This window comes from Paenalcaligenes niemegkensis (assembly GCF_022230885.1).
GTDB classification, from domain to species: Bacteria; Pseudomonadota; Gammaproteobacteria; order Burkholderiales; family Burkholderiaceae_B; genus Paenalcaligenes; species Paenalcaligenes niemegkensis.
Genome location: NZ_JAKGCT010000005.1, coordinates 22,471 through 46,356 on the forward strand (window position 1 = coordinate 22,471; position 23,886 = coordinate 46,356).

21 protein-coding genes and 1 pseudogene are annotated in these 23,886 nt (G+C 55.1%); 7 read left to right on the top strand and 15 right to left on the bottom strand.

What is annotated here, in order from left to right:
* Positions 1-23: 23 nt before the first annotated feature.
* A complete protein-coding gene (locus L1889_RS15705) occupies positions 24-374 on the bottom strand; it encodes a DUF2958 domain-containing protein (RefSeq protein ID WP_257794017.1) in 351 nt (116 codons plus the stop codon).
* A 316-nt stretch (positions 375-690) separates the two neighbouring features.
* Between L1889_RS15705 and L1889_RS15710 the strand changes: the two genes are divergently transcribed.
* Entirely contained in the window at positions 691-984 is a 294-nt protein-coding gene (locus tag L1889_RS15710) for a helix-turn-helix domain-containing protein (RefSeq protein WP_238665988.1), read from the top strand.
* Positions 985-1,054: 70 nt separating this feature from the next.
* On the opposite strand, the pseudogene L1889_RS15715 reads toward L1889_RS15710, so the two are convergent.
* Positions 1,055-1,297 (bottom strand): annotated as a pseudogene (locus tag L1889_RS15715) (DUF736 domain-containing protein); the annotation flags it as partial.
* Positions 1,298-1,332: 35 nt separating this feature from the next.
* Here L1889_RS15715 and L1889_RS15720 point away from each other — a divergent pair.
* Positions 1,333-2,796 (top strand): RES family NAD+ phosphorylase, encoded by a 1,464-nt coding sequence (locus tag L1889_RS15720; protein ID WP_238665989.1) that lies wholly within the window; start codon positions 1,333-1,335, stop codon positions 2,794-2,796.
* 67 nt (positions 2,797-2,863) lie between these two features.
* On the opposite strand, the gene L1889_RS15725 is transcribed toward L1889_RS15720, so the two are convergent.
* Both L1889_RS15725 and L1889_RS15730 read right to left on the bottom strand, forming a co-directional pair.
* A complete protein-coding gene (locus L1889_RS15725; RefSeq protein WP_238665990.1) occupies positions 2,864-3,391 on the bottom strand; it encodes a JAB domain-containing protein in 528 nt (175 codons plus the stop codon).
* A 104-nt stretch (positions 3,392-3,495) separates the two neighbouring features.
* The gene (locus L1889_RS15730) at positions 3,496-3,714 is read right to left on the bottom strand and encodes a hypothetical protein (protein WP_238665991.1); all 219 of its coding nucleotides are present in this window, start codon (positions 3,712-3,714) and stop codon (positions 3,496-3,498) included.
* Between the two features lie 139 nt (positions 3,715-3,853).
* On the opposite strand from L1889_RS15730, the gene L1889_RS15735 reads away from it, so the two are divergent.
* From L1889_RS15735 to L1889_RS15745, 3 genes are read left to right on the top strand one after another with little or no spacing between them, the layout of a single operon-like run.
* Positions 3,854-4,777 carry a hypothetical protein gene (locus L1889_RS15735; RefSeq protein WP_238665992.1) on the top strand — a complete coding sequence of 308 codons (924 nt, stop codon included), beginning with the start codon at positions 3,854-3,856 and terminating at the stop codon, positions 4,775-4,777.
* On the top strand, positions 4,761-5,234 hold the full coding sequence (locus L1889_RS15740; protein WP_238665993.1) for a hypothetical protein: 474 nt from the start codon (positions 4,761-4,763) through the stop codon (positions 5,232-5,234). The genes L1889_RS15735 and L1889_RS15740 overlap by 17 nt, the downstream gene beginning before the upstream one ends.
* Before the next feature lie 54 nt (positions 5,235-5,288).
* The gene (locus L1889_RS15745) at positions 5,289-5,462 is read left to right on the top strand and encodes a hypothetical protein (protein ID WP_238665994.1); all 174 of its coding nucleotides are present in this window, start codon (positions 5,289-5,291) and stop codon (positions 5,460-5,462) included.
* A 38-nt stretch (positions 5,463-5,500) separates the two neighbouring features.
* Here L1889_RS15745 and L1889_RS18945 read toward each other — a convergent pair whose 3' ends face one another.
* The 9 genes from L1889_RS18945 to L1889_RS15795 all read right to left on the bottom strand — a co-directional run bounded on the left by L1889_RS18945 (position 5,501) and on the right by L1889_RS15795 (position 18,374).
* A complete protein-coding gene (locus L1889_RS18945) occupies positions 5,501-6,766 on the bottom strand; it encodes a PD-(D/E)XK nuclease domain-containing protein (protein WP_238665995.1) in 1,266 nt (421 codons plus the stop codon).
* 232 nt (positions 6,767-6,998) lie between these two features.
* Positions 6,999-8,966, bottom strand: coding sequence for a Piwi domain-containing protein (locus L1889_RS15755; RefSeq protein WP_238665996.1), 1,968 nt, complete (start codon positions 8,964-8,966; stop codon positions 6,999-7,001).
* A gap of 60 nt (positions 8,967-9,026) precedes the next feature.
* Complete coding sequence (locus L1889_RS15760; RefSeq protein WP_238665997.1) at positions 9,027-10,790, bottom strand: ATP-dependent helicase; 1,764 nt, start codon at positions 10,788-10,790, stop codon at positions 9,027-9,029.
* Entirely contained in the window at positions 10,787-12,628 is a 1,842-nt protein-coding gene (locus L1889_RS15765; RefSeq protein ID WP_238665998.1) for an ATP-dependent nuclease, read from the bottom strand. The genes L1889_RS15760 and L1889_RS15765 overlap by 4 nt, the downstream gene beginning before the upstream one ends.
* Before the next feature lie 138 nt (positions 12,629-12,766).
* Positions 12,767-13,243 (bottom strand): very short patch repair endonuclease, encoded by a 477-nt coding sequence (locus L1889_RS15770; RefSeq protein WP_238665999.1) that lies wholly within the window; start codon positions 13,241-13,243, stop codon positions 12,767-12,769.
* Between the two features lie 8 nt (positions 13,244-13,251).
* Entirely contained in the window at positions 13,252-14,223 is a 972-nt protein-coding gene (locus L1889_RS18580) for a DUF2357 domain-containing protein (protein ID WP_257794018.1), read from the bottom strand.
* 681 nt (positions 14,224-14,904) lie between these two features.
* Entirely contained in the window at positions 14,905-16,575 is a 1,671-nt protein-coding gene (locus L1889_RS15785) for an McrB family protein (protein ID WP_238666000.1), read from the bottom strand.
* Positions 16,541-18,046: a DNA cytosine methyltransferase gene (locus L1889_RS15790; protein WP_238666001.1), complete on the bottom strand. Its 1,506-nt coding sequence runs from the start codon at positions 18,044-18,046 to the stop codon at positions 16,541-16,543. The genes L1889_RS15785 and L1889_RS15790 overlap by 35 nt, the downstream gene beginning before the upstream one ends.
* Positions 18,039-18,374: a hypothetical protein gene (locus tag L1889_RS15795; protein WP_238666002.1), complete on the bottom strand. Its 336-nt coding sequence runs from the start codon at positions 18,372-18,374 to the stop codon at positions 18,039-18,041. The genes L1889_RS15790 and L1889_RS15795 overlap by 8 nt, the downstream gene beginning before the upstream one ends.
* 21 nt (positions 18,375-18,395) lie before the next feature.
* On the opposite strand from L1889_RS15795, the gene L1889_RS15800 reads away from it, so the two are divergent.
* Together L1889_RS15800 and L1889_RS15805 are read left to right on the top strand one after the other, a co-directional pair.
* On the top strand, positions 18,396-19,517 hold the full coding sequence (locus tag L1889_RS15800; RefSeq protein ID WP_238666003.1) for a hypothetical protein: 1,122 nt from the start codon (positions 18,396-18,398) through the stop codon (positions 19,515-19,517).
* The gene (locus L1889_RS15805; protein ID WP_238666004.1) at positions 19,517-20,548 is read left to right on the top strand and encodes an HNH endonuclease; all 1,032 of its coding nucleotides are present in this window, start codon (positions 19,517-19,519) and stop codon (positions 20,546-20,548) included. The genes L1889_RS15800 and L1889_RS15805 overlap by 1 nt, the downstream gene beginning before the upstream one ends.
* On the opposite strand, the gene L1889_RS15810 is transcribed toward L1889_RS15805, so the two are convergent.
* Both L1889_RS15810 and drmB read right to left on the bottom strand, forming a co-directional pair.
* The gene (locus L1889_RS15810) at positions 20,545-22,170 is read right to left on the bottom strand and encodes a nuclease-related domain-containing DEAD/DEAH box helicase (RefSeq protein WP_238666005.1); all 1,626 of its coding nucleotides are present in this window, start codon (positions 22,168-22,170) and stop codon (positions 20,545-20,547) included. The genes L1889_RS15805 and L1889_RS15810 overlap by 4 nt on opposite strands.
* Complete coding sequence (drmB, locus tag L1889_RS15815) at positions 22,167-23,879, bottom strand: MrfA Zn-binding domain-containing protein (RefSeq protein WP_238666006.1); 1,713 nt, start codon at positions 23,877-23,879, stop codon at positions 22,167-22,169. Before drmB ends, L1889_RS15810 begins: the two co-directional genes overlap by 4 nt.
* Positions 23,880-23,886: the final 7 nt, after the last annotated feature.

A 23,886-nucleotide genomic window follows, 5' to 3' on the forward strand; every position in this document is an offset into this window, starting at 1 on the left:
TGCCGGGCTGCGAACGACTTCGGTCAATCAACAATAGAACCGTTGGCCTGCGCTATCCGCGCATAGTCTGACAGCATGCGCGTGGCCTGGAAATACTGATCCCGCATTACCGGCTGCTGGCGTGGCCCGACGATAGACGCCAAATCGGACAACTTCACATGGCCCAGCTCGGGCATGCCTAGCCCCAAGTCGATGAGGCCGTAGGCCGTATCGCTGTCGGCAGGGTCGAGCGATGCCAATAACCAGGTGACGTGTGCGTCCGGGGTGAACAGCCGCACTACGGGCAGCGGGTCGGTGACTTGCCCCGCAACGCGGGCCTGGCCGTTGGAAAGCAATTGCGCGCGCTCCTCGGCGGTGATGAGCGCCTGGGTCATGGTCGGAAATCCCACGAAACCGACGATTCAGGGATGCACTTATACGTCCAAGCGTAGAGCCGCCAAACCGGCTTGGTTCCTTCGTGCAGCAGTACCGATGAGCAAGCTCGCAAATCCGCAGAAGAACGGAAGTGTGAAAGCAACTTTATGGAAGTCAGGAAAGACATGGATGCGACTCTCTGGTTCTGGCGAAATCCGTACAAACGGATTTACGTAAAAGCATGAAATCGGTTAGCCCTGCATTAAATGAACACTATAGATTGTAGCCCTATAGAGCGCAATCGACTGTCATCTATGGTTTCAAGGAAATCATTGGATGACAGCGAAAAACTCATTGGCGGCGGCATTAAAGACAGTCAGAAAGGTGCGCGGCTTGAGCCAGGAAGCGTTCTCCGATGTGTCCAGCCGCACCTATCTGAGTTCGCTAGAACGCAATCTGAAGAGTCCCACTCTGAACAAGCTGGCCGAGCTTTGCGAGGTCATGGAAATTCATCCCCTCACGCTCTTGACGCTGGCGTATGCCGGCGACACCACGCACCAAGCCGATCAACTTCTGGCGCAGGTGCGGCAGGAGTTGGAGGCCATATTGAAGAAACGCGACGCGCTATAGCCACGTGCGTTTGATGTTGCGGCAAGCAGCACAAAGCCCCGCCTCAACGAGCGGGGCGCTGAAGCGGCTGTCAGGCCGCTGGTTTGTTGCGCGACCAGATCAGGTTGTGCGTGCCGTCTTCTTCCTCGATCAGTCGCGCATAGATGGTCGCCGGCAACGAAGGGTCATCCAGACTCACCGACAGGTAGGGCCGCTCGGTCTGGCTGACTCTCTTCCACGCCGCGCCGACTTCCAGCCCATTGGGGCCTTGGATGCGGAAATCCGGGGCGTTGTCGCTGCCCTTGTTGTTGGGGATAAGCTTGAGTTTGACACTCTCCCCAAAACATCAAAAGGGAAAGGAGCAATTGTATGTATATTGATGAGCTAGATGGACTCAATACCAAGCGAATTTGCCACCATTGCATCGGTGAAACATATCTATCCCAGGACATTAAAGATACCGGTGTGCAGGCGAGTTGTGATTATTGCCACCAGACCGAAAACACTTGGCCGCTTGAGCAGTTGGCGGAGCGCATTGAGACCGCATTCGAGAACCACTACATCCGAACATCGGATCAGCCAGATTCTTGGCAGGAGCGCTTACAAAATGATCGCGAGTCAAGCTATCAGTGGTATCGAGAAGGGGAGCCCGTCGTTGAGGCATTTCAAGACGCGGCGCTTATCGACGAAGCCATAGCCACAGATGTCCATACTATCCTTGATGACAAGCACGGCTCGCATGACCCCTCGGATTCGTTTTATGAAACCGAGTTTTCCGCTGAAAGCCATTATGAATTAAAGCCTCAGTCTGACACTGCATGGCAAGAGGCCTGGCGATCGTTCGAGCGCTCCATCCAACATGAAGCCCGTTTCTTTAGTCGCCACGCTTCCGACCATTTGTCCAGAATTTTCAGCAAGATCGACACCCTTCGCTGCCATTCGGACCATCCCGTGGTAGCTGACGCCGGTCCACAAACAAACATCGGTTACTTGTATCGAGCCCGTGTATTCCAATCAGAAAAGCAACTCCTGAAGGCTTTGGAACACGCAGAAAAACAACTTGGCCCTCCACCGTATTATCTGGCCACGGCCGGACGAATGAATGCCCAGGGAATCTCCGTCTTCTATGGCTCGACCAGCGAAACAGCGGCGATATCGGAGGTTCGTCCTCCCGTGGGAAGTCTGGTCGCCGTTGCCAAGTTTCACATTACTCATCCTCTTCGCTTACTTGATCTTACTGCGCTTGAACACGTTTATGCGGAAGGCAGCATCTTCGATTCCACCTTCAAGGACAAGCTTGAACGGGTGGCGTTCTTAAAATCTCTGGGAAAACGCATATCTCGTGCAGTCATGCCAGACGATCAAGCTTTTGACTACCTCGCAACGCAAGTCGTAGCGGATTTTTTGGCAGCAGGGAACTACCCAGCTCTGGATGGCATCATTTTTGAGTCGGCACAGGTTAGCGACGGACGTAATATTGTTCTTTTTCATAAGGCATCGAAGGTTGCACTCATCCAGTTCCCCACGGGGTCACAGGTCCATGCCTCGCCAGGATATGAAACCGAAGATGGATTTGAGTACGATTACTCAGTTCACGCAGAATTGCCGCAAGCACCTCTTAGTGGCCCCCAACCATCCATTGATAATTGGGACGGTTTTCAGTCACTGGAAGCGGCTATTTCGCAAAGTGTTGATCCACGGAACGAGACACTTCGGATCGATCCAGAATCCATCATGGTGCATCACGTTAATTCGGTAAAGTTTGAATGCTTGTCGCTTAAGGTCAAGCACTACCTCACTGAATTAACAGAACCGCCCGAAGAGGGCCTCTAAAATTGGTTATCGTTCTCCGACGTTCCGCCACAAAAAGGAAGGCCTCTGCCTCCCGATGCCACCTGGACTACACGAGCCCTTTCTCGGCCATCGATAGCACCGTCGATCCGGCAACAATGAAGTGATCGAGCAGCGTGACATCAATCAGCGCCAGCGCCTGTTTCAGATGCTTAGTCAAACGGATATCCGCCTCACTGGCCTCGGCCGTACCGCTAGGATGGTTATGCACCAGGAAGATCGCCTTGGCGTTATGCTCAAGGGCTAGTTTGACGACCTCACGCGGATACACCGATGCCTGATCAATCGTGCCACGAAACGGCTCCAGATACTCAATCACCCGATGCTGGGTATCGACGAGAATCATCCCGCACACCTCGTGTTCCAAGGATGCGTTCAGCTTCAGCCGTAAAAAATCGCGCACCGCCATCGGACTACTCAATGACTGACCACGTAGCTCATCTGTATCGACCAGCTCACGCGCCACGCGCAGGATTTCACGGCGCTTGGCCGGTCGTGTCTGGCCATCGCCATCGCGCACCAACAAAACACCCGCGTTATCAGCAAAAGAATTAAGGGAAAGTGAATACTGTGTCATGACAGCCTCCGGTTCGGAACTCAGGCGAAATTGCCTGGAACCGAAGGGGGCACGCCGCAGCGCAAGTCGTCACAGGGTCCGAGACGGCCGCAGGCCGCAAGCGCTCAAGAGCGCGCCGCCCTTGACGGCGAGAACGACGTGACACACTGAGAGAAAAGCAATGCCGCCCCTCCCCAACAGCCAGAAACCTTGGGGTCGGCAAGTGCCCATGGCACGCGCCAGGCGTCAGCGATATGCAAGGCGAGCCACACCCGTCCCATCAGGGATGAGCGAATAGCGAACCTGTAGAAGCGCGGTCCGGAATGCCGGAAACGCCAAAACATGCTGACCGGCAACGTTACCGTTTCTGCTACAGCATCCAGTAACATAACAAGCAGTCACGATCAGACTGAATACAGCGAAATCAAATCCCGAGCCGCAAACGACAAGAGCATCGTTAGCGAAAGACAGACGAGGATCCGAATGGATGAAACCGATCAATCCAAGGCCGCAGGCCAACGCACCATCACACGCGACCAGCTGTACAACGATATCTGGGCAGAACCCGCTACTAAAGTGTCCGCCCGATATGGTGTTTCCGGCAGCTTCCTTGCGCGAGTTTGTGATCGCCTGAATGTACCGCGACCTCAACCCGGGTACTGGGCCAAACATGCCGTCGGCAAAGCCCCTGCGCAACCGGCCCTCCCCGCAGCACACCCGGGTGACGAGGTCGAATGGACGCCTAGCGGCGGGCTGCCAGCATCACCTCGCAAGCCACTTCGCCCATCCCGCACCACAGCGACACGCTCCAACTCAACACCCAAAAATCCTACATCAACCAGCCGACCAGCCACACACCCTCTGATTGGCGGGGCTATCGGACTTATACCCGTTGGCCGCATCTCCGAAGAAGGCTATTACCGCCCCAACAAAAAGTTGCTTCCCGACATCATCGTTACGGAAAAGACGCTCGAGTCAGGACTAAAACTTGCAAACCGGTTCTACCGGGTCCTGGAAAGCCGCGGACACCACGTCCGTATCGCCGTCGAAAGCGAACAACTAAATCGCGTCGCCATCAACCCACACGAAGCGCCCAAAGGCGAAAATCAAGGTAGCAATCTCTGGACACCCTACCGCCCCACAGTGGTCTACATCGACACCGTGGCCATCGGTCTATCGATCTTCGAGATGTGTGAGGATATTGAGATGCAGTACCTTAATGGCGACTATGTGCCGGTTTCTGAAGTTATCGCTAGAAAAAAACCTGCGAAACCAGTTCACCTGGACCACCGTCAAGCCGCGCCCTTCCGGACGATTTTGCATACAAGCGTTTTCTCCCTATCAAGGAACGGAATGGAAATGCCAATGGCGCGATGCGCCCGGCAACAAAGTGTCCGGCCAGCTTGACGAGATCGCAGCCGCACTTGAAGCACAAACTGCTGCTATTGTTGTACTAGTCGAAGAAGCCGAACGACAGGCCCGGATTCGGGAAGAAGAATGGCAAGCCCTAAGAGAACAGTGGCGGCGTGAAGAACAAGCCAAGCGACAAGCCAAAGCCTACGACGATGCCCAGGCTGAACTCCTGTCCATCATCAATGACTGGAACGAAGCGGAGCGCATTACAAAATTCTTCGAAGCTGCCTTGTTAAAAGCCTCTGAAGTCTCCGATGAATTCCGAACCGAAATTGAAAACCGGCTTGCTCAAGCCCAAAGCATCATTGGTGCAAAAACCCGCTTGAACGGCTGGCAAAATGGAAGTCACCCGCGGAGCGGTACAAGGAACCGCCTGGATCCGTCCAGGACAATTGAATCGATGCCAGATCAATCCTGCCAGCGATATCGGAGCCACCTCATACGACGTTAACACACACGGTATCTACGTATAGCCACGCCTAAGAAAATCGCACAAAATGGAACCATGGATAATGAAACGAGTATTCGCGACCTGATCCGCATGGCCAGGCGCATCGCCCGGGAAGAGCTGGATACGGATAACGTAACAGCCGTACTGGCTGTATTCGAGCGCCTCTGCCTGGAGCGCGACCATGAGCGCTTTCTGACTGAGCCCTTGCCAGGCATCATAAGACATTAATCAGCCAGATATCGCTCGTGGCTTAGAGTGATCGAGGTTTAAACCATGAAGGCAGGCTGAGTAACAACGATAGGGGTCACTACATCGCGAATTTCGCAAAGGCCAGCGATGAGCAAGTCATGCTGCTCGACACGCCGCCCTTGATCCCATATGACTGGCAGTACTTTACGGTATGGGCTGCCGTGTTTCAAATAGAGGCTGACATCCTCGGCGATCTGCGAGATCAAACCTTGTGGCGACGTCTTAACTCGCCAATACTTAACCTCAATCACCAGATACAGTGACGGGATCACCAGATCTGCTCGTGGCTTCTTTTGTCCCACTGAGGCTAGCCATTCTTCGTCACGCAAGTCCGGGAACACCGGAGCAAGCACTGCCCACAGTAGATTCTGAAAATGGTATTCATTCTCAATAGCCCACTTCTGCGCGCTTGAGTTCGGCGTCTTTTTCTCCTCGTCCCAAGTCCACCTACGTAATCCGGATTGGAGCCGGCGCAGCAGAACACCCACATTTTGCAGGCTCGGCGCGCGCAAATCTATCTGGGAAGCACCCTGCGTCAGGAAACGAAAGACAGCCAAATCTATGGCTGCCGGTTCAGGCTCTTCATAGACAACAGATTTAATGCGGCCAAGTACCTGCAAGGCCAACTCGTTATCGGACAACGACGGAAATCTTGCTAATCCGCGTGCCACATAGATAGCTGCCCCCACACTAGCCGGCATCAACTGCAACTCGCTATGCAACCCCACCTCGGATCGCATCTTAACCATCCACAGCAGCTCCTGGCGCCATCCCCCTTCCGCAGGCAGAAGAGGTTGCAGCCTTGCGAAGAGAGCAGCGAACCAAGCTCCAAATTTCTGCCATCGCTCATCATCGTCAATCGCAACCAAACCAATCAGCACTCCAGTGAGCGCTACAGGTTGCATCAGACTCGTCAAGGCTGTCTGCGAATCGCTACTGCGCCCCATCAGCCAATCCACTCCCTGCGCAAAGAAGTTCTGATTTGCACCGATTAAAGACCTATCAATGCCCAGCAGAAAGCCTAAGGCTCCCACGGCCTGAATTGACCGGCCGCCGCCTGCGACTTCCTCGCTCAGCTCCTGAGCCAGCGGCATAGCCTGTGCGATGGGAAACTCCTCGGCGAGTACCCAGTGATAGAAAGCCAACGAAAGCGGGCCTGCGCTGGTCAATGTATCAGCTTGGCTCGATATAGCCCGCAGTGCCTCATGCAAGAGCGGGTTGCCGTCTGTCACAGAAACCACCTCGTTGTCCCGATCTTGCCAAGCATCACGCTTGGACTCCACCTACTACCTAATCGATCCAGCCGGCCTAAGAGGCTCGCAACGAGGCTGGAGTAGTATATGGTGACAGGCATAGCAGCCGGCAGGAAGCTGCGCCAGGAATGGTTCGAAAACCAGTAGACCTGCTTCGTGAGATAGATGGTGTCCCTGAACGTCGAATCACGATGCAGAGTCAGCAACAATGGCTTGGGCAATCCGTCCGTCGGACGCTTGAGTTGCTGAGGCCCGGTCAGAGTCAGCAAAGTTTCGTTGTCGCCAATCTCCGCATAGAGCCCCCGTATCGGTGTTTTCTCCCCCTTCCTTTTATTCCGACAGAGTCGGCATCGAACAGTAGGTAGGGGTGATCTTGCTTGACATGCAGGAACGCGAACTGCAGATCAAACTCCGCGAATTCCTGGAGTGCCGTCTTGACCGACTCGATCTCTGTGTTGCGCATAGGTTTGAATGCGTGCACGATCACCCGAACAGAATCGCCCTTAATCCAGTTCATTTCGCTGCGGACGCGATGGAGAGTTGCCTGCAACGAATCCGTCAGCGCCTCACCGTACTTCTCCATCGGCACAGCATTTGACAGGTTGGAGAGCAGGTAGCCGCCATCACCGCGAAAGACACTGGTGATACCTACAATCCTTTCCCTCTTTAAGAATCGTGACTCGCCTATCGCTGCGCTACCCAAGCCAATGACCACTTCGTGCGCGATTCCCTTATCCGATTTGATCAACCAGGGAATACCGCCGAGCTTGGCATAAACAGCAAGTGCGAGATTACTCAGTGTGTAAGCCAGATTACCAGGTGCCATCGCGAAGGTCTCGAAGGCAATGAACTGCGTGGGAATCTGGTTGGAGAGAAACGCCGCTTTAGCAACCAGATAGGGGTTGCGTTGCGGTGGCAACTGTCGCGACTCCCGCTCGGTCTGCACCAAAGCGAGGTGCCACGGCGTCCCTTCCGCGCTCATACGCACGGCCTTGGAAGCAGCCGCGTGGTACGCGTCTGCGGTGAAGCCGTCAGCCTCCACAAATGTCAGCGTGATGTCCTGCAGACCGTAGATTCCAAGAAATCCTCTACCAAACGGCAGCGACTTGCCGTCGACCGTCAATCCGTCCCGGAACTTCCTGAGGAATAGTTCGAATTGCCCACGTCGCGCCCGATCACAGATCACACAAATGTTCGGCCGTGTTGGCGTGAACACATGTCTGCTATAAGGGCCGAACTTCGTCAGTCCTACCGCCGCGCGCGTCTCTGACTTGAGCGTGCCAGCATCGAACACGTAGGTCGGTGTACTGCCTTCGGCGAAACGCGGAAATACCGGACTGTCTTTCTCGTTGATCAGGCTACCAATACTGACGCTCAGCCCTTCTTGCAACCCGATAGCACCCAACCCCCGGACCCAGTCCGAAATCCGGGTAATGTGCTCCATCCGAGAGCGCCCCCTGCTGTTCTCGAACACGATCTCGTCGATCTTGTTCTGCGCCCTTCCGGAGGCGTTCCTTGTGAAGTGCTGCAATAAATGCCGAATATTCTCAGGCGAGGCCTCTAAGTACAACTCGCCCAGGGGCAGCAGCTCCTCAACACTCATAAACCGCTCAGACAGCCGAGCCTTGCCGTCTGCGATGCCCCCAACACGCCCAACAAGCCTGCGCTGGGGCAGCATGCGCACATCTTCCACCGGTGTTTCTCGCTCCACCACCAATCCATCCAAGCAAACGCCATGCTCGCTCAGCACCGCCAGGCTGGTCGCGCACGTTTTCTGGATTTCAATATCCCATAGCAGTCCAAGCACGTAAGATCCCTGTAATTTCAAGGATCGAATAGAGATCAAAACGCGCGACTGCAAATGAATATGCTCATCAGCATCCAGAAATTCTGTCGGTAATATGCGTCCCACTGTCGTGATCGGGTTGTAGCGTGCCACTGGCCGCCTGTTTGCACTCAGCAATGACACCAGCCGCTGTTCAAGCAACGGTCGAATCAGCGAGGTGTGCTCGAGCGCCGAGACCTGTTTTCCCTGACCAATGGGCGTCGCTCCAGGCTCAAGTGGTAACGCAACAATCTGATCTGCCCGACGGATTATCGCAAACTGCGTTTGGTGCTCATTACGTAGGTCATGCAATTGCTGTGAGTCTGTAAATGGCAAGGTCTGGAGTCGGATCACATCGCCATGCACAAGTAACGGTGTGAAGTTAAGTTGCAATCGTCGTCCCATATCCTCTCCTATTTTTTCTCAGTCTTGGACCGTTCTCCCGGTCGCTGAAGTAGCCCTGCATCAGCCTGCCTCCCGGATGGAAGTGATCAGTGGCGACTCGTCCTCGTCGTAAGTAAGATGAATCTGCGTCTTAGCGCGCGTCACACCCACATAAAAAAGCCGGGCCGCCTCTTCCAACTGCTCGTCGGTCTTGTCATAGCCGCTGGGAAACACGCCGTTTTCCAGTCCGACCATAATGACCGCCTGGAACTCCAGCCCTTTCGAGCTGTGTAACGTCATCAGATTGATTTGGTCTGGACTCTTGCCCTGATTACCGAATATCTCTACCGTGAATGCCTGCAAGGGCCCACCTGCTGCAGCGGCTTTTGCCAAGTCATCCAAGTTGTCTTTCTCATCGGCGAGACCTGACTCTTTCTGGAGCAGATCATCTAGCACGTTGCGACGCAACACTGAAAGCCATTGGTGCAAAGGCAACGCACCGTCCCGCAGTGAGAACAAGGCCGCAATCAAGCACTTGCGCGCACTCAGCAATTCGGACTCACGCGTAACTGAACGGTGCAACCGTCGCCAAGCCTTGAGCAATTGCGAAAGAGGTACCGTCCCAGTCTGCCAGCCCCCGGCGCACCATTGCGCTGCGTCTGTAAGCCATTCGGTCAGGCGAGTACGCTTGATCGGTGAACCGTTATCAAGGCGGAAGTAGCGCAGACCAAGAGCATCTGCCGCTTGTGCGATCGGCGTCCCCTCATTGAGGGTGCGATAAAGCAACGCGATATCTCCCGGCGACCATAGCGGATTTGCCTCGAGCAGCCCTGGCACCAGCGTCCCGAGCGCATAGTCCGCCTGCTCGCGGATGTTGCGCTCCAGGCGGTGGATGTGGATTTCGCCCGCGCGGCCATCATGGGAATGAAACTCAGCCGGTTCGGGCAAGAGCGCCATGGAGGCCGCGATGATGCGATCAGCGCACCGGTAATTTAGCTTGAGCCTGATTGACTCCATCTGTGGGAGACGGGACAACGCTCGCAACAAGCCCGGCTTAGCGCCGGTGAACCCATAAATGGACTGATCCGGATCCCCTACCGCAACGATCCGGGTCCCTGCCCGAAGCAACGCCAACACGATGCGGTGTAAGGGCAGACCAAGATCCTGATATTCGTCGATCACGACCACCGGATATTTAGCTTGAATGGCACGCTGGACCCACTCATGCTTCTCAACAAGCTGCAGGCCGGCAAGGACCAGCCCATCGAAATCGATCAGGCCATTTTTTAGAAGCAATGCTTCGTAAGCTTCGACCACCGCCGTTTCGCGGGCAGTCCATGCACGCCACTCATCACTACCCTTATCCGGGATAGTGCGCCGTAATTTGTCGCAGGCCATCCGAAACGAACTCGAAGCATTACCACCCAACTGCTCACGATAAGCATCGGCAAAAATCTTTCGCGCCTGCGCCGGCGAAGCCACGACAAGCGGATCGGGTATTTCGACACCTGCCAATGCTGCATAAGGCGACACCAGTTCCGTCAGACAAAAGGAGTGCACAGTGGAGAGCAAAGCACGATCACCGTCATCCACACCGAGCTTGATCAGCCTTGATCGCAGTTCGCCGACACAAGCATTGCTATAGGTAATGCATGCCAGTCTACGTGGTCGATGTACAGCCTCAGCAAGCAGCCGGGCGATCTTGACGGTGATCGTCTTGGTCTTACCGCTGCCGGGCCCGGCCAGGATGACACAGTTGCCCGTCGATTCGTACGCGCGCCATTGATCCTTGTTCCCGCGCAAATCTTCCGCGGCCTTTAGATGAGGGGAAGCTACAGCGGTCATCCCAGCCTGGCCTTCAGGTAATCCAGCGCAGATTCGATGTACTCAGGGCATACATCGACATTTTCCGCTATCAGCACCGACGCCAGCCGTTGCGCCATCCGCCCCTTGCCGATGGAATCGATATCTTTAAGGAACTGTGATGGATCAAGCGAATCCGGGTCGGCTGCAAGGCTCGTGAAGCGAGCGTGCATCTTCTTGTTAGTAGTGAGCTCCTCGACGGCCGTCAGGAAGTAATCCTCTGCCCCCGTCCGGAAAACATCGATTTCAAACGTGAATTCATTCAGGAACACGCCATGCTTTGGGGCTAGCCCCAGCACCTGCGCAAAATCACTTGACTCCCAAACATCTTCATCCAGTATATGTTGCATAATTTGGTTGACAACACGATTCTTGCCATAGCTATCTAAGACGCCTCCATCATCCGGATCCGCATCCTCCTGACTCGCAGATTCCTTCTTTGGATCAAAATCTGTCAGCACTACAAACGGGATATCAAGCCCCTTAGGACCCAGCAATTGAACATAAGGAGCGAAGTTGGTACCGGCAATGGAGCACACGAAGATACCCATCGCATCAAAATCCAGACTTTCGTCATATAGCTTGGCTAGCGTCGGTAGGAGAACCTTCTCCGCATCTCCCTCCACCAGAATGACGCCTTTCGAGAAAAACAGCTCGCCACGAGTGACGTCGAGATACCGTTCCAGATCTTCACGATCGCTGACAACGAGCTTTATGCCTCTGAGCGAACGCCCGATGGTATGCCCTTCGCCCATGACTTGGCGCAGGACAACCACATTGGCGAGCGGTGCCACACTTGCCACATTAGGCGAATGCGTGGTGAGCAGAATACTGCGCGGCCCAGGCCCGGCTTGAGCGTCACCACGCGTTTGCAAATAATTTCGATAAATGAGCCGCTGCAGATGGGGATGCAAGTGAGCTTCGGGCTCCTCTATCGCCAAAAACGTGTGTTGCCGCTCCCCCTCGTCCACAAGGTATTGATGTTCCAGATGCTTTAGTGCGAGATAAAGCACGTTAGCTGAGCCGAGGCTGGCTTCTGCCACACCCCGCTTGCCACCGTCGATCATCATTTGTAGTGCGCGTATTAACCGTTCCGGCTCCGTGGGCGCAAACCCCAACGCCGTTTCGATGGCGTGTTTGTCTCCCACCATGGCGGTAAGCTGATCGTTGACCTGCCCTACAACTCCGGCAAGTTCAGGTAATGCTGCAATTCTTGAGGTGGTTGTGTGCACTTCATCAGCGATCGCGCCGAGTGCTTTTGCATCTATCGTCTTCGCAGCACGGTCAAGAAGCGGACGCAGCGGGGAACGCCCCCAGCGCGCCAGGTCCGACTCGGCATCGCGCAAAGCCGGGAACAGGTCCAACGGCATCCAGCGCCTCAGGTCATAGCCGACCGCATTGTCGGGGCGGTCTCCGCCAAACACAATGAACTCGTAATCTGCCTCGCTGCGCGGTGCAGCTTCAAGCCCCTGCACCGGCTGATAGCGATACGTGATCCGTGCCACCATCGGGACAGGGCGTACCAAATGATCAGCTAATACTGCCAGCAGATTTTCATTATCTTCAAAATCTCGGAATTCGACCGACACCTCGATAATATCTTCCGCTTTAAGCGGTCGCGCTAACCCATCCCAAAAATCATCAAGGCGCAACTCGCGCGATGAGTCAGGAAGCGTGGGATCGAGAATCAGCCTCAACGCAAATAGCAGATTGGTTTTGCCAACTTTGTTCTCGCCAAGGACTACCGCATGTTGTCCCAGCCGGACATCGAGGTGCTTAAAGTTTCTGAAATTCTTAATGACGATACGGCTCAGTTGCACAATTACACCCGTCTTACGCTTTGGTTTTCTTCATATTGATATGGGCAGATCGTATAAAAAGAATTTGATCGGCGACGCTTGTACCTTTACAGTCAATCATATCTCGTTTCATTACGAAATGAGCGTTATACGGTGGATTCAGGTTTTCGCTATAGATGCGGGCCACGCTCCAGAAATCATCAGCTCCACTTGGTTGCCCTGAATGAAACCGACGCAAGCCTCCAGCACAGATCCGAATGGCCAGCGCCCCTTACCCTTTAAACTGCATTCCCAGATAGTCAGTACACGCCAGCCCAATGCGATCAGTGCTTCATGAGATTTGGCGTCACGACTCCGGTTAGCTCCAATTTTGGCACTCCAGAACTCCCGTCGTGTGGCTGGCAGACGGAACATCGGGCAGTCATGACCATGCCAGAAGCAACCGTGCACCAGGATGACCGCATGGTGACGCGGAAAAACGAGGTCCGGGCGTCCCGGCAGACTACGGTCTTGCAGACGATAGCGAAGCCCGCGCGCATGTAGTCCTCGCCGGATCAGCATTTCGGGCTTGGTATCCCGCCCTCGAATACGGCTCATGTTTAACTGACGCTGTTCCGGTGTGAGCACATCGACCATATGTCCTCCTACCCTGCATCTGCAATGATGCTCTTAAGACTCGCTCGCAAATCATCCGCGCTCATACCCGGCCGCAGCGTAACTGCACCAAAACGAAATTGTTCGCGGTACTTAGGATGGAACAGGCGCCCCGGTACCGGTGTAGTACGAAAATCGGATGTAAGCGTTGGTACGTGTGGTGTGAGCAGATAGGCAGCGGTTACAACGCCCTCTACCTGTCCGCTTTCAGCCTCCTGAACCAGAGCGTCACGATACGTATGGATTGAATTCAGAGCGTCATTCAGACCGTCATTGATGCGATACTTCGCATCGAGCACAATCATTCGCCGTCCGGAGCTGCCAAGACCCGTTCCAGCAAAAACGATATCGGGGACCATCGTACGGCTGAAGCTACCTTCGCCTTCAGGCTCGATCCAGTACTCCCGATATTGCCGCTGAAAGCACAGCACCTTGTCTACACCGATCGGCACGATGACAGCACCGGTCGCAATCGTCACGCCACCTGAGGCATCGGAGATAAAAAGATTCCCCAGATCTGTACCGGCCGGGCTGTACTCCTGGATGGCCGTACGCAACAGGCGCAAAAAACACCACAGCTCATACAGTTCATACGTCCTGGCCAGCGGCATCTGCAGGAAGTCGCCAAACAGCGCCGCCAACCCCAGATTCATATCCTGCCAGAGCCGGTAGAAGCGATGGTATACCGGATCATTTCGAAACAATGAAGACATCTGCAGCATCGCCGGTCCGTCACTGACCTCAGCCATGAAACCTGTATTGGTTGCATCGTTGAACCGGCGGGCTATACGTCGCGCACGTACCGCCCAGTTTCCGGCAGCGGTGAGAATTTCCGGATCATCTGTTTTACCTGACTTTGCAAGCAACTCGGCGACCCCCGACAACCAGGCCGCCCAAGCTCTGAGGCAGGCTTTGATCTGCCGATGCTCGGGAATATCCACACTGCTACGACGCTGGCGCAACGTAATTTGCGCCGGCAGCCGTCCCCCAGCGCCGGGGGTAGCCTGGATGGCCGCGCTACTTCTGTCCGCACCAGACCAGTCCGGAACGATTTGATGATCTCTGGCCCCGTAGCTCGCGCCGCCCGGTGAAGCGGGACAATAACTTCCTCGGCTCGCAGGAAGTGACGGGGAGCACGGTTGATCGCTGCAATGGTCTGTGTAATCTCGTCGGCACGCGAGCGCAGGAACTCCAACCGGGCCAGCGGCGGTGGCCGGTTGCCCGGCTGACGTGCGATGCCTTTACGGAACGCACTGAGTGAGAAAAGTGCAAAGGTGTCTTCCAGCACTTCCCGCACCATTGCATCAAAGTCATTGCGCGTAAGCTTGCGCAGATCCGGATCCGTCGTGATATCAAAGCGACGTGTACCCGTGCCAGGAATACGCAATACCACCTCTGCGACGCCGGCATGAAAGCCCGGCGTCCAGCGCCATCGCGCCACCCGGGGCTGACGCGATCGCAATGCCTCGACAGACACATCGTCAATCAGCAGATCCGCATTCAACGCGTCATCACTATCTTGCAATTCAAACAGGTAGGAAACCGCCTCGCGCACTTCACCGGCCGGGATTACCTCCTGTACTGGCCAGACCTGCCAAGCCTGTCCGCCGTTTTCCCGCCGGATATAAAGTGCAGCCACACACTTACCTCATTGCCTGAAACGAGCCGAAGTCATCCAGATCGCCCAGCAGCTTCCGGATGAAGGCCTGGGCACGGGGCAAGCCTTCGCAGGCTTTGGCCAGACTGTTGAGCAAAGATCGCTGGCGTTCCGCACCGCGCAGTTTCACCAGTACCTTCTGCACCAGCAACTGATCGGTCACCTCATCAGGTGCATTTCTCAGATGCTGTGCATCAAAGGCGTGATAACGCACAAACTCCTCAATCAGACGGTATCCGAACCCGAGACCATGCTGCTGCATGAACCCGTGAACCTCGGTCAATTTCGGCTCGGACACGGCACGGGCGGCAGCCAGCTCAGGATAACGCACTTCCAGAGAGCTCAGGAAACCAGGGATGTCCACCGCAGACATCTCAAGCACCGACGCCCGGTCCAGCACCTTATCACTGACCGGGTTGGTCGTCTCATCAACGTTAATCGTGCCAATGATAAAAAGGTTATGAGGTAGCGGGATTTCCGCCCGGACACTGGTGCCGGTCGTCCCCTCCAGCGGCACGCTGTTGGAGTGCAGCCGCAGTACACCGTCACGGATCTCGATGGCAGACAGAATATCCGACAGGTAGTATTCCACCCTTGCCAGATTCATTTCGTCAAGCACCACAAAGACTGGCGAGCTCCCGTGCGCTATCGCCACCAACACTGCCTCCAGAAATGTCGGCACAACGTATCGATTGGTCAATACGTCGTAATAGCCTGTCAGACCTGACGGGTCGGTCCATTCAGGACGCACCGGACACTCAAAAATCAAGGGGTCAGCTGTAGCCTGGGAGGTCAGACCATGTACCGCCCTGGCATACTTCAGCGCCAGCTGCGTTTTGCCGGTTCCTGACAAGCCCGAAAGGATCACAAAATGCTTGTGATCCAGAAAGTTCAGTGCCGCATGAAACCGCCGCACCTCACCATTGGGGTAGTAACCACCAAGAGCTCTGACTGCGGCCTCGATCTCCTCTACCGGAATCGTTACGGGCATGCGGCACATTTCAGGACTGAGCGTCGCCGAATCGGTCCAGACCGGTAACTCATGAGTTTTCTCGCGACCCACAAGAGTACCGAGCCAACCAATGAACTCCCGGGCGAGCAAGCTGCGCCGTGCCGATGCAGTAGGTGGATAAAGGGCAACAACGATCTCATCGGGCTTAACCGCTGGCCCGAACGGAGATCGGTCGAAATCCAGGCTGTTCCAGAAGCCTGAGTTACGCATCCAGATCAGACCGTCCGCAGCTAGATACACCGGAACAAGATTATTCCTGTGACTATACTTAAACGGCTTACCGGCTTCGTCAGCGTCATTATCGCTGTCGTCGCCCAACCCGTCGCTATCACCGCCTGCTCTTGCTACAGCGCCGAGCCTCTTCATCTCATCGAGACGTGCGAGAAACTTCTCCTTATCCTTACGGATAAGCACCGCGAAGTACACTTCGTCTTCCGGAGGAAACCGCATTACTGTCGCGATGATAAACGCCTCGGCGTCTGCACTCGCGCTGTTCAGGTTGGGAACACCGATTTGAACGCCACCCTCAACTACCTTCGCACTGTTGGAGACACCAAACAGCTTGTTGGTGCGGGTCGCTCTCGTCGCACGAAAATGTTTCTGCGCTTCCTCAAGAAACCGCTGCTGCCGCTCGACGAGGCTCATCTGCCATCTCCTTTGCTGTGACTGCTAATTTAATTGTCTGCATCATTTGTGTGGCAAGAGCCTTAGCCAGCAATGGCGGTACGGCATTACCGATCTGCTTAAACGCAGGATTCATCGTGCCGCTGAAGCGGAAGCCATCCGGGAACGATTGCAGACGGGCCGCTTCACGTACGGAGATCGTCCGCGCCTGCTTACTGTCGTAATGGATATGGCTGTAGCCGTCTTTGCCAAGGTGCGCCATAAGCGTGCGTGCAGGCTGATCGCGCCACATCTTGCGCCACTTGTTCGGAAACTTACTTGCATCATACGGGGGCACGATAGACGCCCAAAGTGCTTTGTATTTCGCAGAACCCTCTGTAAGCTTTTCACCCCGGGCCCGAGCCGCAGCCAGTTGCTCTTCGAACATCTGAACCGCGTGCGCATGAGCCTGTGGATACTGATCACCGGGATTCATACGCGCGAACAACGCATAATCCCGGGGCAAGTATCTGATGACATGATCCGTTAAGCCCTCTTTGGGCGCTTCATGCCCGGGCCAGTTACGCATCAGATCAGCATAAGCTGAAGTTTTCTTACGACCATAACTGACAGGCGTGTCGAAGCGCCGTGCACCCCGGGTAATCTTCCCCGCAGCGAGCAGTTCACGAGCATTAATTGCCGGCAAATCTCCGAGCGCATCCTCAGCCGTCACCGCCGGAGGGAGATCCTGGGTGGCTGCCGGAGGCACGATATAAGAGTGTGCCTCGTTTTCCAGACGACGAAGCGCATTAAGCGCGACCGAACGCGAACCTTCATAGCCCGGAGGTAACACAAGCCAGTTCGTCGGAGACGGGAACGAAACCTTAGCCCCCAACTCATTCCGGTAGGCAATCAGAAACATACGCTCTCTCATCTGAGGAACGCCATAGAACGCTGAGTTAAGCAAAGTATAGGCACCGCTATAGCCTTTCGCTTCCAGCACTTCGCAGGTTTGTTCGGCAATATTCTGACCGCCATGGTTCAGAATATCTGGCACATTTTCCATGAGAACCGCCAGTGGCTGAAAGGCCTTGACGTACTCGAGATATTTTTTATAGAGCTGCGCCCGAGGGTCATGAATAAAGGCTTCAGGATGCTCCTCAATCTCACGCAACTTCGATCTGCCTACACGGGCAAAAGCCTGACAAGGAGGCCCTCCGACAACCACGTCGAACGCATCCTCCACATTGTCCAGCCCAAGCTGCAGACAAAGTTCAGCAGGAGAAGTCTTCGTTATATCGATCGCCTGACTGTGTGCCTCAGCACCGTTATGGAAGTTCAGACCATGAGACTCCGCGGCAGCGGGATCAAACTCGACAGCCCCCACTATTTCAAAGCCAGCGCTTTCAAAACCAATGGATATGCCACCGCAACCGGCGAACAAATCCAGAACGCGGGGCTTCGCGCCTGTCCGAAGACGCGCCAGCTTGCGAACAATGGCATCATTATTCATTTGAATCGGATCCTTCTCGGGAGGACAAGCGCAGAGGCAGCTCGAGCTGCCCCTGATGCTCATCCAGAAAACGTTGTATTGCCATACGGATGACCCAGGCAGCAGAAACATGGTTGGCATCAGCAAGAGCCTGTACGCGCAGATGCGCGCCCTCCGGCAGCATCACGGAGGTTCTCACGGTCTTTCGGGCAGGAGCGATAGGGCTACGGGCCATAGATTGAATGTCCATCAATTGGATGGTAATGGTGCTATTATGCACCACTATGCATACCTCTGCACCACCTCCGCAATCGCCCGCCAGGGCGATATAGTAGAAGATCCCAGACACTCAGAACAAGAAGGAAATTCCATGTCGCGCAAACTGGCTCTGAAGCGGCTTACGGCCTCAGATCTGACATTTTTCAAGTGGCATTTCCGTAATCGCCCTGCAGGTAACCAGAAAGCGTTCAATCTCGATACCCGGATCATCGCTGATACGCTGTATCCAGAACTGGGCAAGCCCTCCACACAACGGACCCCGGTCTATCTGCTCGCGGTTCATCTGTTCGGACCGGGCCTGGTACAGCCATACACGCTGGCTCGAAAGATACTGAAACAACAGAAAAACTGGCGCCTGAACGGTGAACAGATTGACAATCCGGACGACGATCCTGAGCGCTACAACATCCTCGCACCGGGTGACTTCGCATTGTTTGAGTTCTCTGGCAACGACAGGCCGGAAGCGGTAAAGATCAACTTCGTTGCAAGCGGGATCCCGGCTGACTCAGGTATACACCGGGAGCTTGCCCGCAGATACCCCTCAGGTTCTATGTGGGTACTCCAGGAAACGTCTGTCGCGGACGTACTGACGGCCGCATCTCCCCCGCCAGGACATCCGCTTTATAGCTGGATTGAAAGCGACGCTCTCGAGGATGCCGCGCTGGGAGGAGCCACCGGAGCGGCAACCATCAACAGTCGATCCGCAGGCCGAGGTATCAGCCCTGAAGATTTCATCCGTTCCCGGCAGGCCGCAGAGCAAACGGGTGTGACAGGTGAAAATCTTCTGAACGCCTATCTGGACTATGAGCACTCGCAAAGCCGGATCAGTGAATTCGAATGGACGGCCAGCATCAATGCCGTCGCACCTTTTGACTTCCGGGTGACCACAACACCTGGCGATACCCGTGTCATTGACGCCAAAAGCACCAGCGGAACGTTTACCAATCCGCTCCATCTTTCACTCGGAGAAGTGTATCGGGCTGTTCACGGCCCGGAACTTTATGACATCTACCGCCTGTATGAAGTGACTGAAGAGACCGCAAAGATGCGGATTGCGCGCGACATTGGTCCCAAACTGCGTGGGATTCTGGACCAGCTGAGTGCTCTTCCCTCGGGCGTAACGGCGGACGGCATTTCCGTCCGGCCTGCTTTCCTGGACTTCGATACGGACGAGATTATTCTCGCAAGCTCGTATGGCGAGGACACAGACTGATGGCGACGCCCCGTACCTGGTCTCTTATCTCCCTGGAGCCTGAAGCCCGTCAGTACGGTGGGAATACCGGCTACCTCGATGAGACGCAACGGGTCTACCGTTACGATAGCAGTGTTCCCAACCATAAACAGCTTGCGACGGGAGACTTGGTTTTTGTCAGGGATTCGAAGCGCCTGCTGGGAGTCGCCCGAATCGAAAGCATTTCGGTTTCCACCATCGAGAAAATCCGGAGGCGGTGCCCCGTATGCGGGCAGACCGGTATCAAACGTCGCAAGTCCAATCCGATCCCTTGGCGGTGCACAAAAGGGCATGAGTTTCAGGCGCCTAGAGAGGAGGTCATCAACGTCTCGGGCTACGAGGCCAGATATGAACGGAGTTTCGTTAAAACGCCAGAAGCCGTAGCCGTCGGAGAGCTGAAGGCCGCAGCCCTTCGTCCTAACGATCAGCTTTCAATTGAGGAGTTAGATCTCGCCAGAATCGAACAGACACTTCTCTCCAGTTATCCTCAAACACGAGCACTGATTGAGCATTTTCTGCATCGTCATGTACTCAGTCCCTCGGAGGCGGATTCAGAAGCAGAGACGGGAGCGGACAACACTTCAGACTCTGCTTTCATTGCGACCATGACCGACACCCGAGAAAGCGTGCTCCGGTCCATCCGGATCCGACGGGGGCAGAAAACGTTCCGCGACAAACTCATCCGACGGTATGGAGCCCGTTGTCTGGCATCCGGCTGCGAACTGATGGATATTGTCGAGGCGGCCCATATCGACCCGTTTCGCGACGCCAACGACCATCACCCCGAGAACGGACTGTTACTCAGGGCAGATCTGCATACACTGTTCGATTTGAACCTGATGGGTATCGATCCCGACTCCCTGACCTTGCGGTTTCCAGCACACGTCAGAAATGCAGGATATCAGTCGCTTGAGAGGAACGTTCTGCAGCTTCCGACTAGTAGCAAACCTGCGCAAGCTCCTCTCATAAGAAGATGGGAAGCTTACTTGGCATCCACAGAACGGTACTCTTAAGTTCTGCCTTGTAACCAGCTAAGTATTACAGGCTCGCCCACAACAGACAGAAGCACACGCGCACGCGAAAGAGCCACATAGGCCAATTCGACTTCGTCTGCCAGCTCTTTAGTTGCAGCAAGGATTACCACCTTTCGCTCGAGGCCTTTGAAGTTTCGCACACTGGAGACAGCTAAGCCCCGATCCAGCAGACCCTTGATCTTCTCCTGTAACTGCTGGAGCAATCGAAAATCCTCCGACAGAATAACAACCTCACCCGGATTTATTGCTTGCCTGCATAAATCTTGAGCCAGATTTGCCACAGTTTTTGCGACTTCTTCTGTGGAACACTCCACCCATTGGACCTCAACCCCATCCGGCCCGTCGGCGATAACAGGAAGTCCCGTGTAGAAATGCGTAGTAGCACTGTGAATTGCCCGGGTATTCCGCAGGTTCCTACTCAAGCGTACTGGAATCATAGCGAAGCTGGCGAGCTGTCCGGTTAGCTCACCGTAAACACGCTGATTTGTATCGTAAAACGCGTGTAGTCGTGAGCTAGTCGCATCTGTTAATGCCGAATCCAGAGCAACCCACCAATGAGGCTTGAAGTCTTGCGCCTCATCAACCACGATGGCATCAAATCGAAGAGAAGGCTCTTGCGTAACAGCATCAAGCAACAGTTCGGGACCGCCATCTGAAGAAAAAGCGGCTGAAGCGTTGGCAATGCCAGCCTGCAGCCCCATCTGCGTACACAGCCGGGGAAAGCTCATCACCTCGACAGGCTTGTCGCACAAGTGCCCACGCAAATCAGCCGCCAGCTCATCGCTGAGACACGTCAGCAGAGTGCGACTCCCTGCTTCTGCCAGACGCAGCGCGTCTTCCATGGCAACAATAGTTTTCCCTGTACCTGCGCCGCCGCCGATAGCAACTCTGGGAAGATGTGCTATTGAATCAAGTATGTGAAACTGTTGGGGAGTAAGGCATTGAATCTGCTGCTCGTCATCGGTCAGCATATGGCCAAGTGGAACGCGTAAAGTAAAAGGCGCGGCCAGCAGACGCTCGAATGCCTGCACACCTTCTGATCCCAGTTCATCTTCCTGTCCTCCGCTTAAGCGAGTTAATACCCACGCACCAAGCTTCGAAAGATCTGATCGGCAGCAGAAAAGCTCTCTAGGCTTATCTGCGCCCAGATTTCGCGGAGGGCTTTCAGTGTCCGGAAATATAACTGCATGTCGCGCCCGGACAAAGCGAGCGGCTGGCCAATTGCGTTGCCGCTTTGCGCGTTCGAGTAGCTCATATTTTGCACGTCGTGCCTGATCGACAGGATTTTTAATCGAATGGCGGTACTTATCTCGGTCCGTGCTCCACCAGGAATCAGTCGCCGGATCGTAGGTAATCCCTCCTCCCTTTACCTCAATAGCAAGATAGCCGTGCTTCGGGTGAACAATCACAAAATCGCACTCGCCGTCCTTCTCTCCGCCTGTAGGCGTGAGCCCCAACCAGGGCCTGCTGTAAAAAACCGTCCAGCCAGCGTCCAGTTGTTCACGGAGCAGATCATAAACTCTGACTTCGGCTTTCCGGTATCTATCTTCCCGAACTTGGGTCGGCAGTACTTGCGGCCACATTCTTGGGCCCGTAGTCATTCGGCAGCTCGGTCAAGAACCGGTCGGAAGAATCCTAACTCAGGCTGACTCGGGGTTCCTACAAGCGTTGCCCGGTCCAGGAACCGGTTAAATTCCTCGCAGGAAGTCTCCGGCGCCATCACACAAGAGTGACAAGCTGCCAGCGAAAGTCCGTCTTCAGGCGCCATCATGTCCTCAATGCAAAGCGGATCAGATGAGCACCAAGTCTGAGCATGAAGCGCAGCAATAATTGTGCGCTTCATCCGCTCAGGATCTCCCTGCCTCTGTAATCCACCGAGCGTCCCATCATCGTCTGTTGTCGCCGTGTAAATTAGAACACCGGCCATCGCCGCGTCGGCTTGACCCACATAGAGACGTTCGCGCAGAGCTGTAGAAGAATAGCCACACTCAAGCGTCAATTGCCTCATCAGAGCATGTGCAAAGGTATGAATGAGAAGAAAGCGCGGCGTAATCGCGCGCAAAGGTGAGGAACCTGCTCCATGACGCTCGTGCCACTCGGACAGCCACTGTGTATTGATCGTTGATGCCCTGCGCCGGACATCGGGATGACTTTCCCATGCTGAAACCGCAGCCGGATCAAATTCCAGAAAAATACCTTCGCCACGAACCTCTATAGCAGGTAGCCAATCCAGATCTTTACGGACTGAAAGACGCGCTATATCGGGCGACTCTGGATCGCCAGGGGGCTGAATCCGTGTGAATCCTCTGACGGCACGCACCTCTCGCAGACGAACCACCTTGACTAGGCGTGAGAACAGCGAAGCGATAAAAGCGGGTACGGACTGTGGGCGTATTTCAAACTCCCGATCCAGGCCCTGAGCCGCAACACCACCGGTGAGCTGCCGATATTCTTCGAGGCGAAGGTCAGTCGTTTCAATTGCATCGTGAGCGCTAAGGCGGCGCTCGATTTCCAAAGCCAGCATTTCGGGCGTAAGAGCAAGCTCTTTAAGTGCCGGTGCCAGCGTACCGCGCGCCAGCATCTTGATAAAGCCGGCCCGATCTTCAGGATGCGTTTCCACAATAGGATCCCACTGAACGCCAAGCGCTTCTTGCAGGCGATCGGACCAGGGAGGAATACTGAGGGCCGACTCAACAACAGGAAAATAAAGATTAGAGGCACCGCGCTGAACCGCTCTCGCCTTGCGTGTGCATGACTCGTTGCTTGCAGCAAGCCATGGTCTCTTTCCCCGGCAATCTGGAAACCTTTGCCATGTGTCGGCCGAGAAAATTCCGTCCATGGATCTCCTGCTCTTGCAGTCGGGGCAGCTCAGCATCAGGCCGGCAAGGCCAGGTCGCTCTGAAGTCAGCTTAAGAAATCCTCGACGACTCTTGCAGACCTCCGTATGTCCGACCCATGTATGCCAGGGGAACTCATCGAGGTGTCCGGCTTCGCATGCCATCACGAAGCGAACCGGAATGGCAAAAACCTTATCCTGTCCCGGCGCTTTCTGAGTACAGGAAGTACACCAACGTCCCGCATGGCCAGGCGCCTCAGCCCAGCAATCTTCGGGGCCTATCCTGTCACAATGCGGGCATTGAAGCCAACTTGGAAAGCGCACCGCAACCAGAGAGCGTTCAGCATCTTTGTCCGTTGATGGATCGCGCACAGGAGGCAGCCGAAAACCCTTGACGCCCAGCTTCTTCTGTAGCCGTTCCTCGCGGATGGCTTGAGAGTGCAGCATGCCCCCGGTGGAAAGTTCGAGTCCCACTCTTCGA

What these genes read in the sequence shown, in the direction of transcription:
- L1889_RS15735 (WP_238665992.1), top strand. Translation starts at nt 3,854, where the DNA reads ATGGATGAAACCGATCAATCCAAGGCCGCAGGCCAACGCACCATCACA.
- L1889_RS15705 (WP_257794017.1), bottom strand. Translation starts at nt 374, where the DNA reads ATGACCCAGGCGCTCATCACCGCCGAGGAGCGCGCGCAATTGCTTTCC.
- L1889_RS15770 (WP_238665999.1), bottom strand. Translation starts at nt 13,243, where the DNA reads ATGGTCGATGTGCTCACACCGGAACAGCGTCAGTTAAACATGAGCCGT.
- L1889_RS15710 (WP_238665988.1), top strand. Translation starts at nt 691, where the DNA reads ATGACAGCGAAAAACTCATTGGCGGCGGCATTAAAGACAGTCAGAAAG.
- L1889_RS15720 (WP_238665989.1), top strand. Translation starts at nt 1,333, where the DNA reads ATGTATATTGATGAGCTAGATGGACTCAATACCAAGCGAATTTGCCAC.
- L1889_RS15755 (WP_238665996.1), bottom strand. Translation starts at nt 8,966, where the DNA reads ATGGGACGACGATTGCAACTTAACTTCACACCGTTACTTGTGCATGGC.
- L1889_RS15785 (WP_238666000.1), bottom strand. Translation starts at nt 16,575, where the DNA reads ATGAGCCTCGTCGAGCGGCAGCAGCGGTTTCTTGAGGAAGCGCAGAAA.
- L1889_RS15790 (WP_238666001.1), bottom strand. Translation starts at nt 18,046, where the DNA reads ATGAATAATGATGCCATTGTTCGCAAGCTGGCGCGTCTTCGGACAGGC.
- L1889_RS15810 (WP_238666005.1), bottom strand. Translation starts at nt 22,170, where the DNA reads ATGACTACGGGCCCAAGAATGTGGCCGCAAGTACTGCCGACCCAAGTT.
- L1889_RS15760 (WP_238665997.1), bottom strand. Translation starts at nt 10,790, where the DNA reads ATGACCGCTGTAGCTTCCCCTCATCTAAAGGCCGCGGAAGATTTGCGC.
- L1889_RS15800 (WP_238666003.1), top strand. Translation starts at nt 18,396, where the DNA reads ATGTCGCGCAAACTGGCTCTGAAGCGGCTTACGGCCTCAGATCTGACA.
- L1889_RS15730 (WP_238665991.1), bottom strand. Translation starts at nt 3,714, where the DNA reads ATGTTTTGGCGTTTCCGGCATTCCGGACCGCGCTTCTACAGGTTCGCT.
- L1889_RS15745 (WP_238665994.1), top strand. Translation starts at nt 5,289, where the DNA reads ATGGATAATGAAACGAGTATTCGCGACCTGATCCGCATGGCCAGGCGC.
- L1889_RS15725 (WP_238665990.1), bottom strand. Translation starts at nt 3,391, where the DNA reads ATGACACAGTATTCACTTTCCCTTAATTCTTTTGCTGATAACGCGGGT.
- L1889_RS15805 (WP_238666004.1), top strand. Translation starts at nt 19,517, where the DNA reads ATGGCGACGCCCCGTACCTGGTCTCTTATCTCCCTGGAGCCTGAAGCC.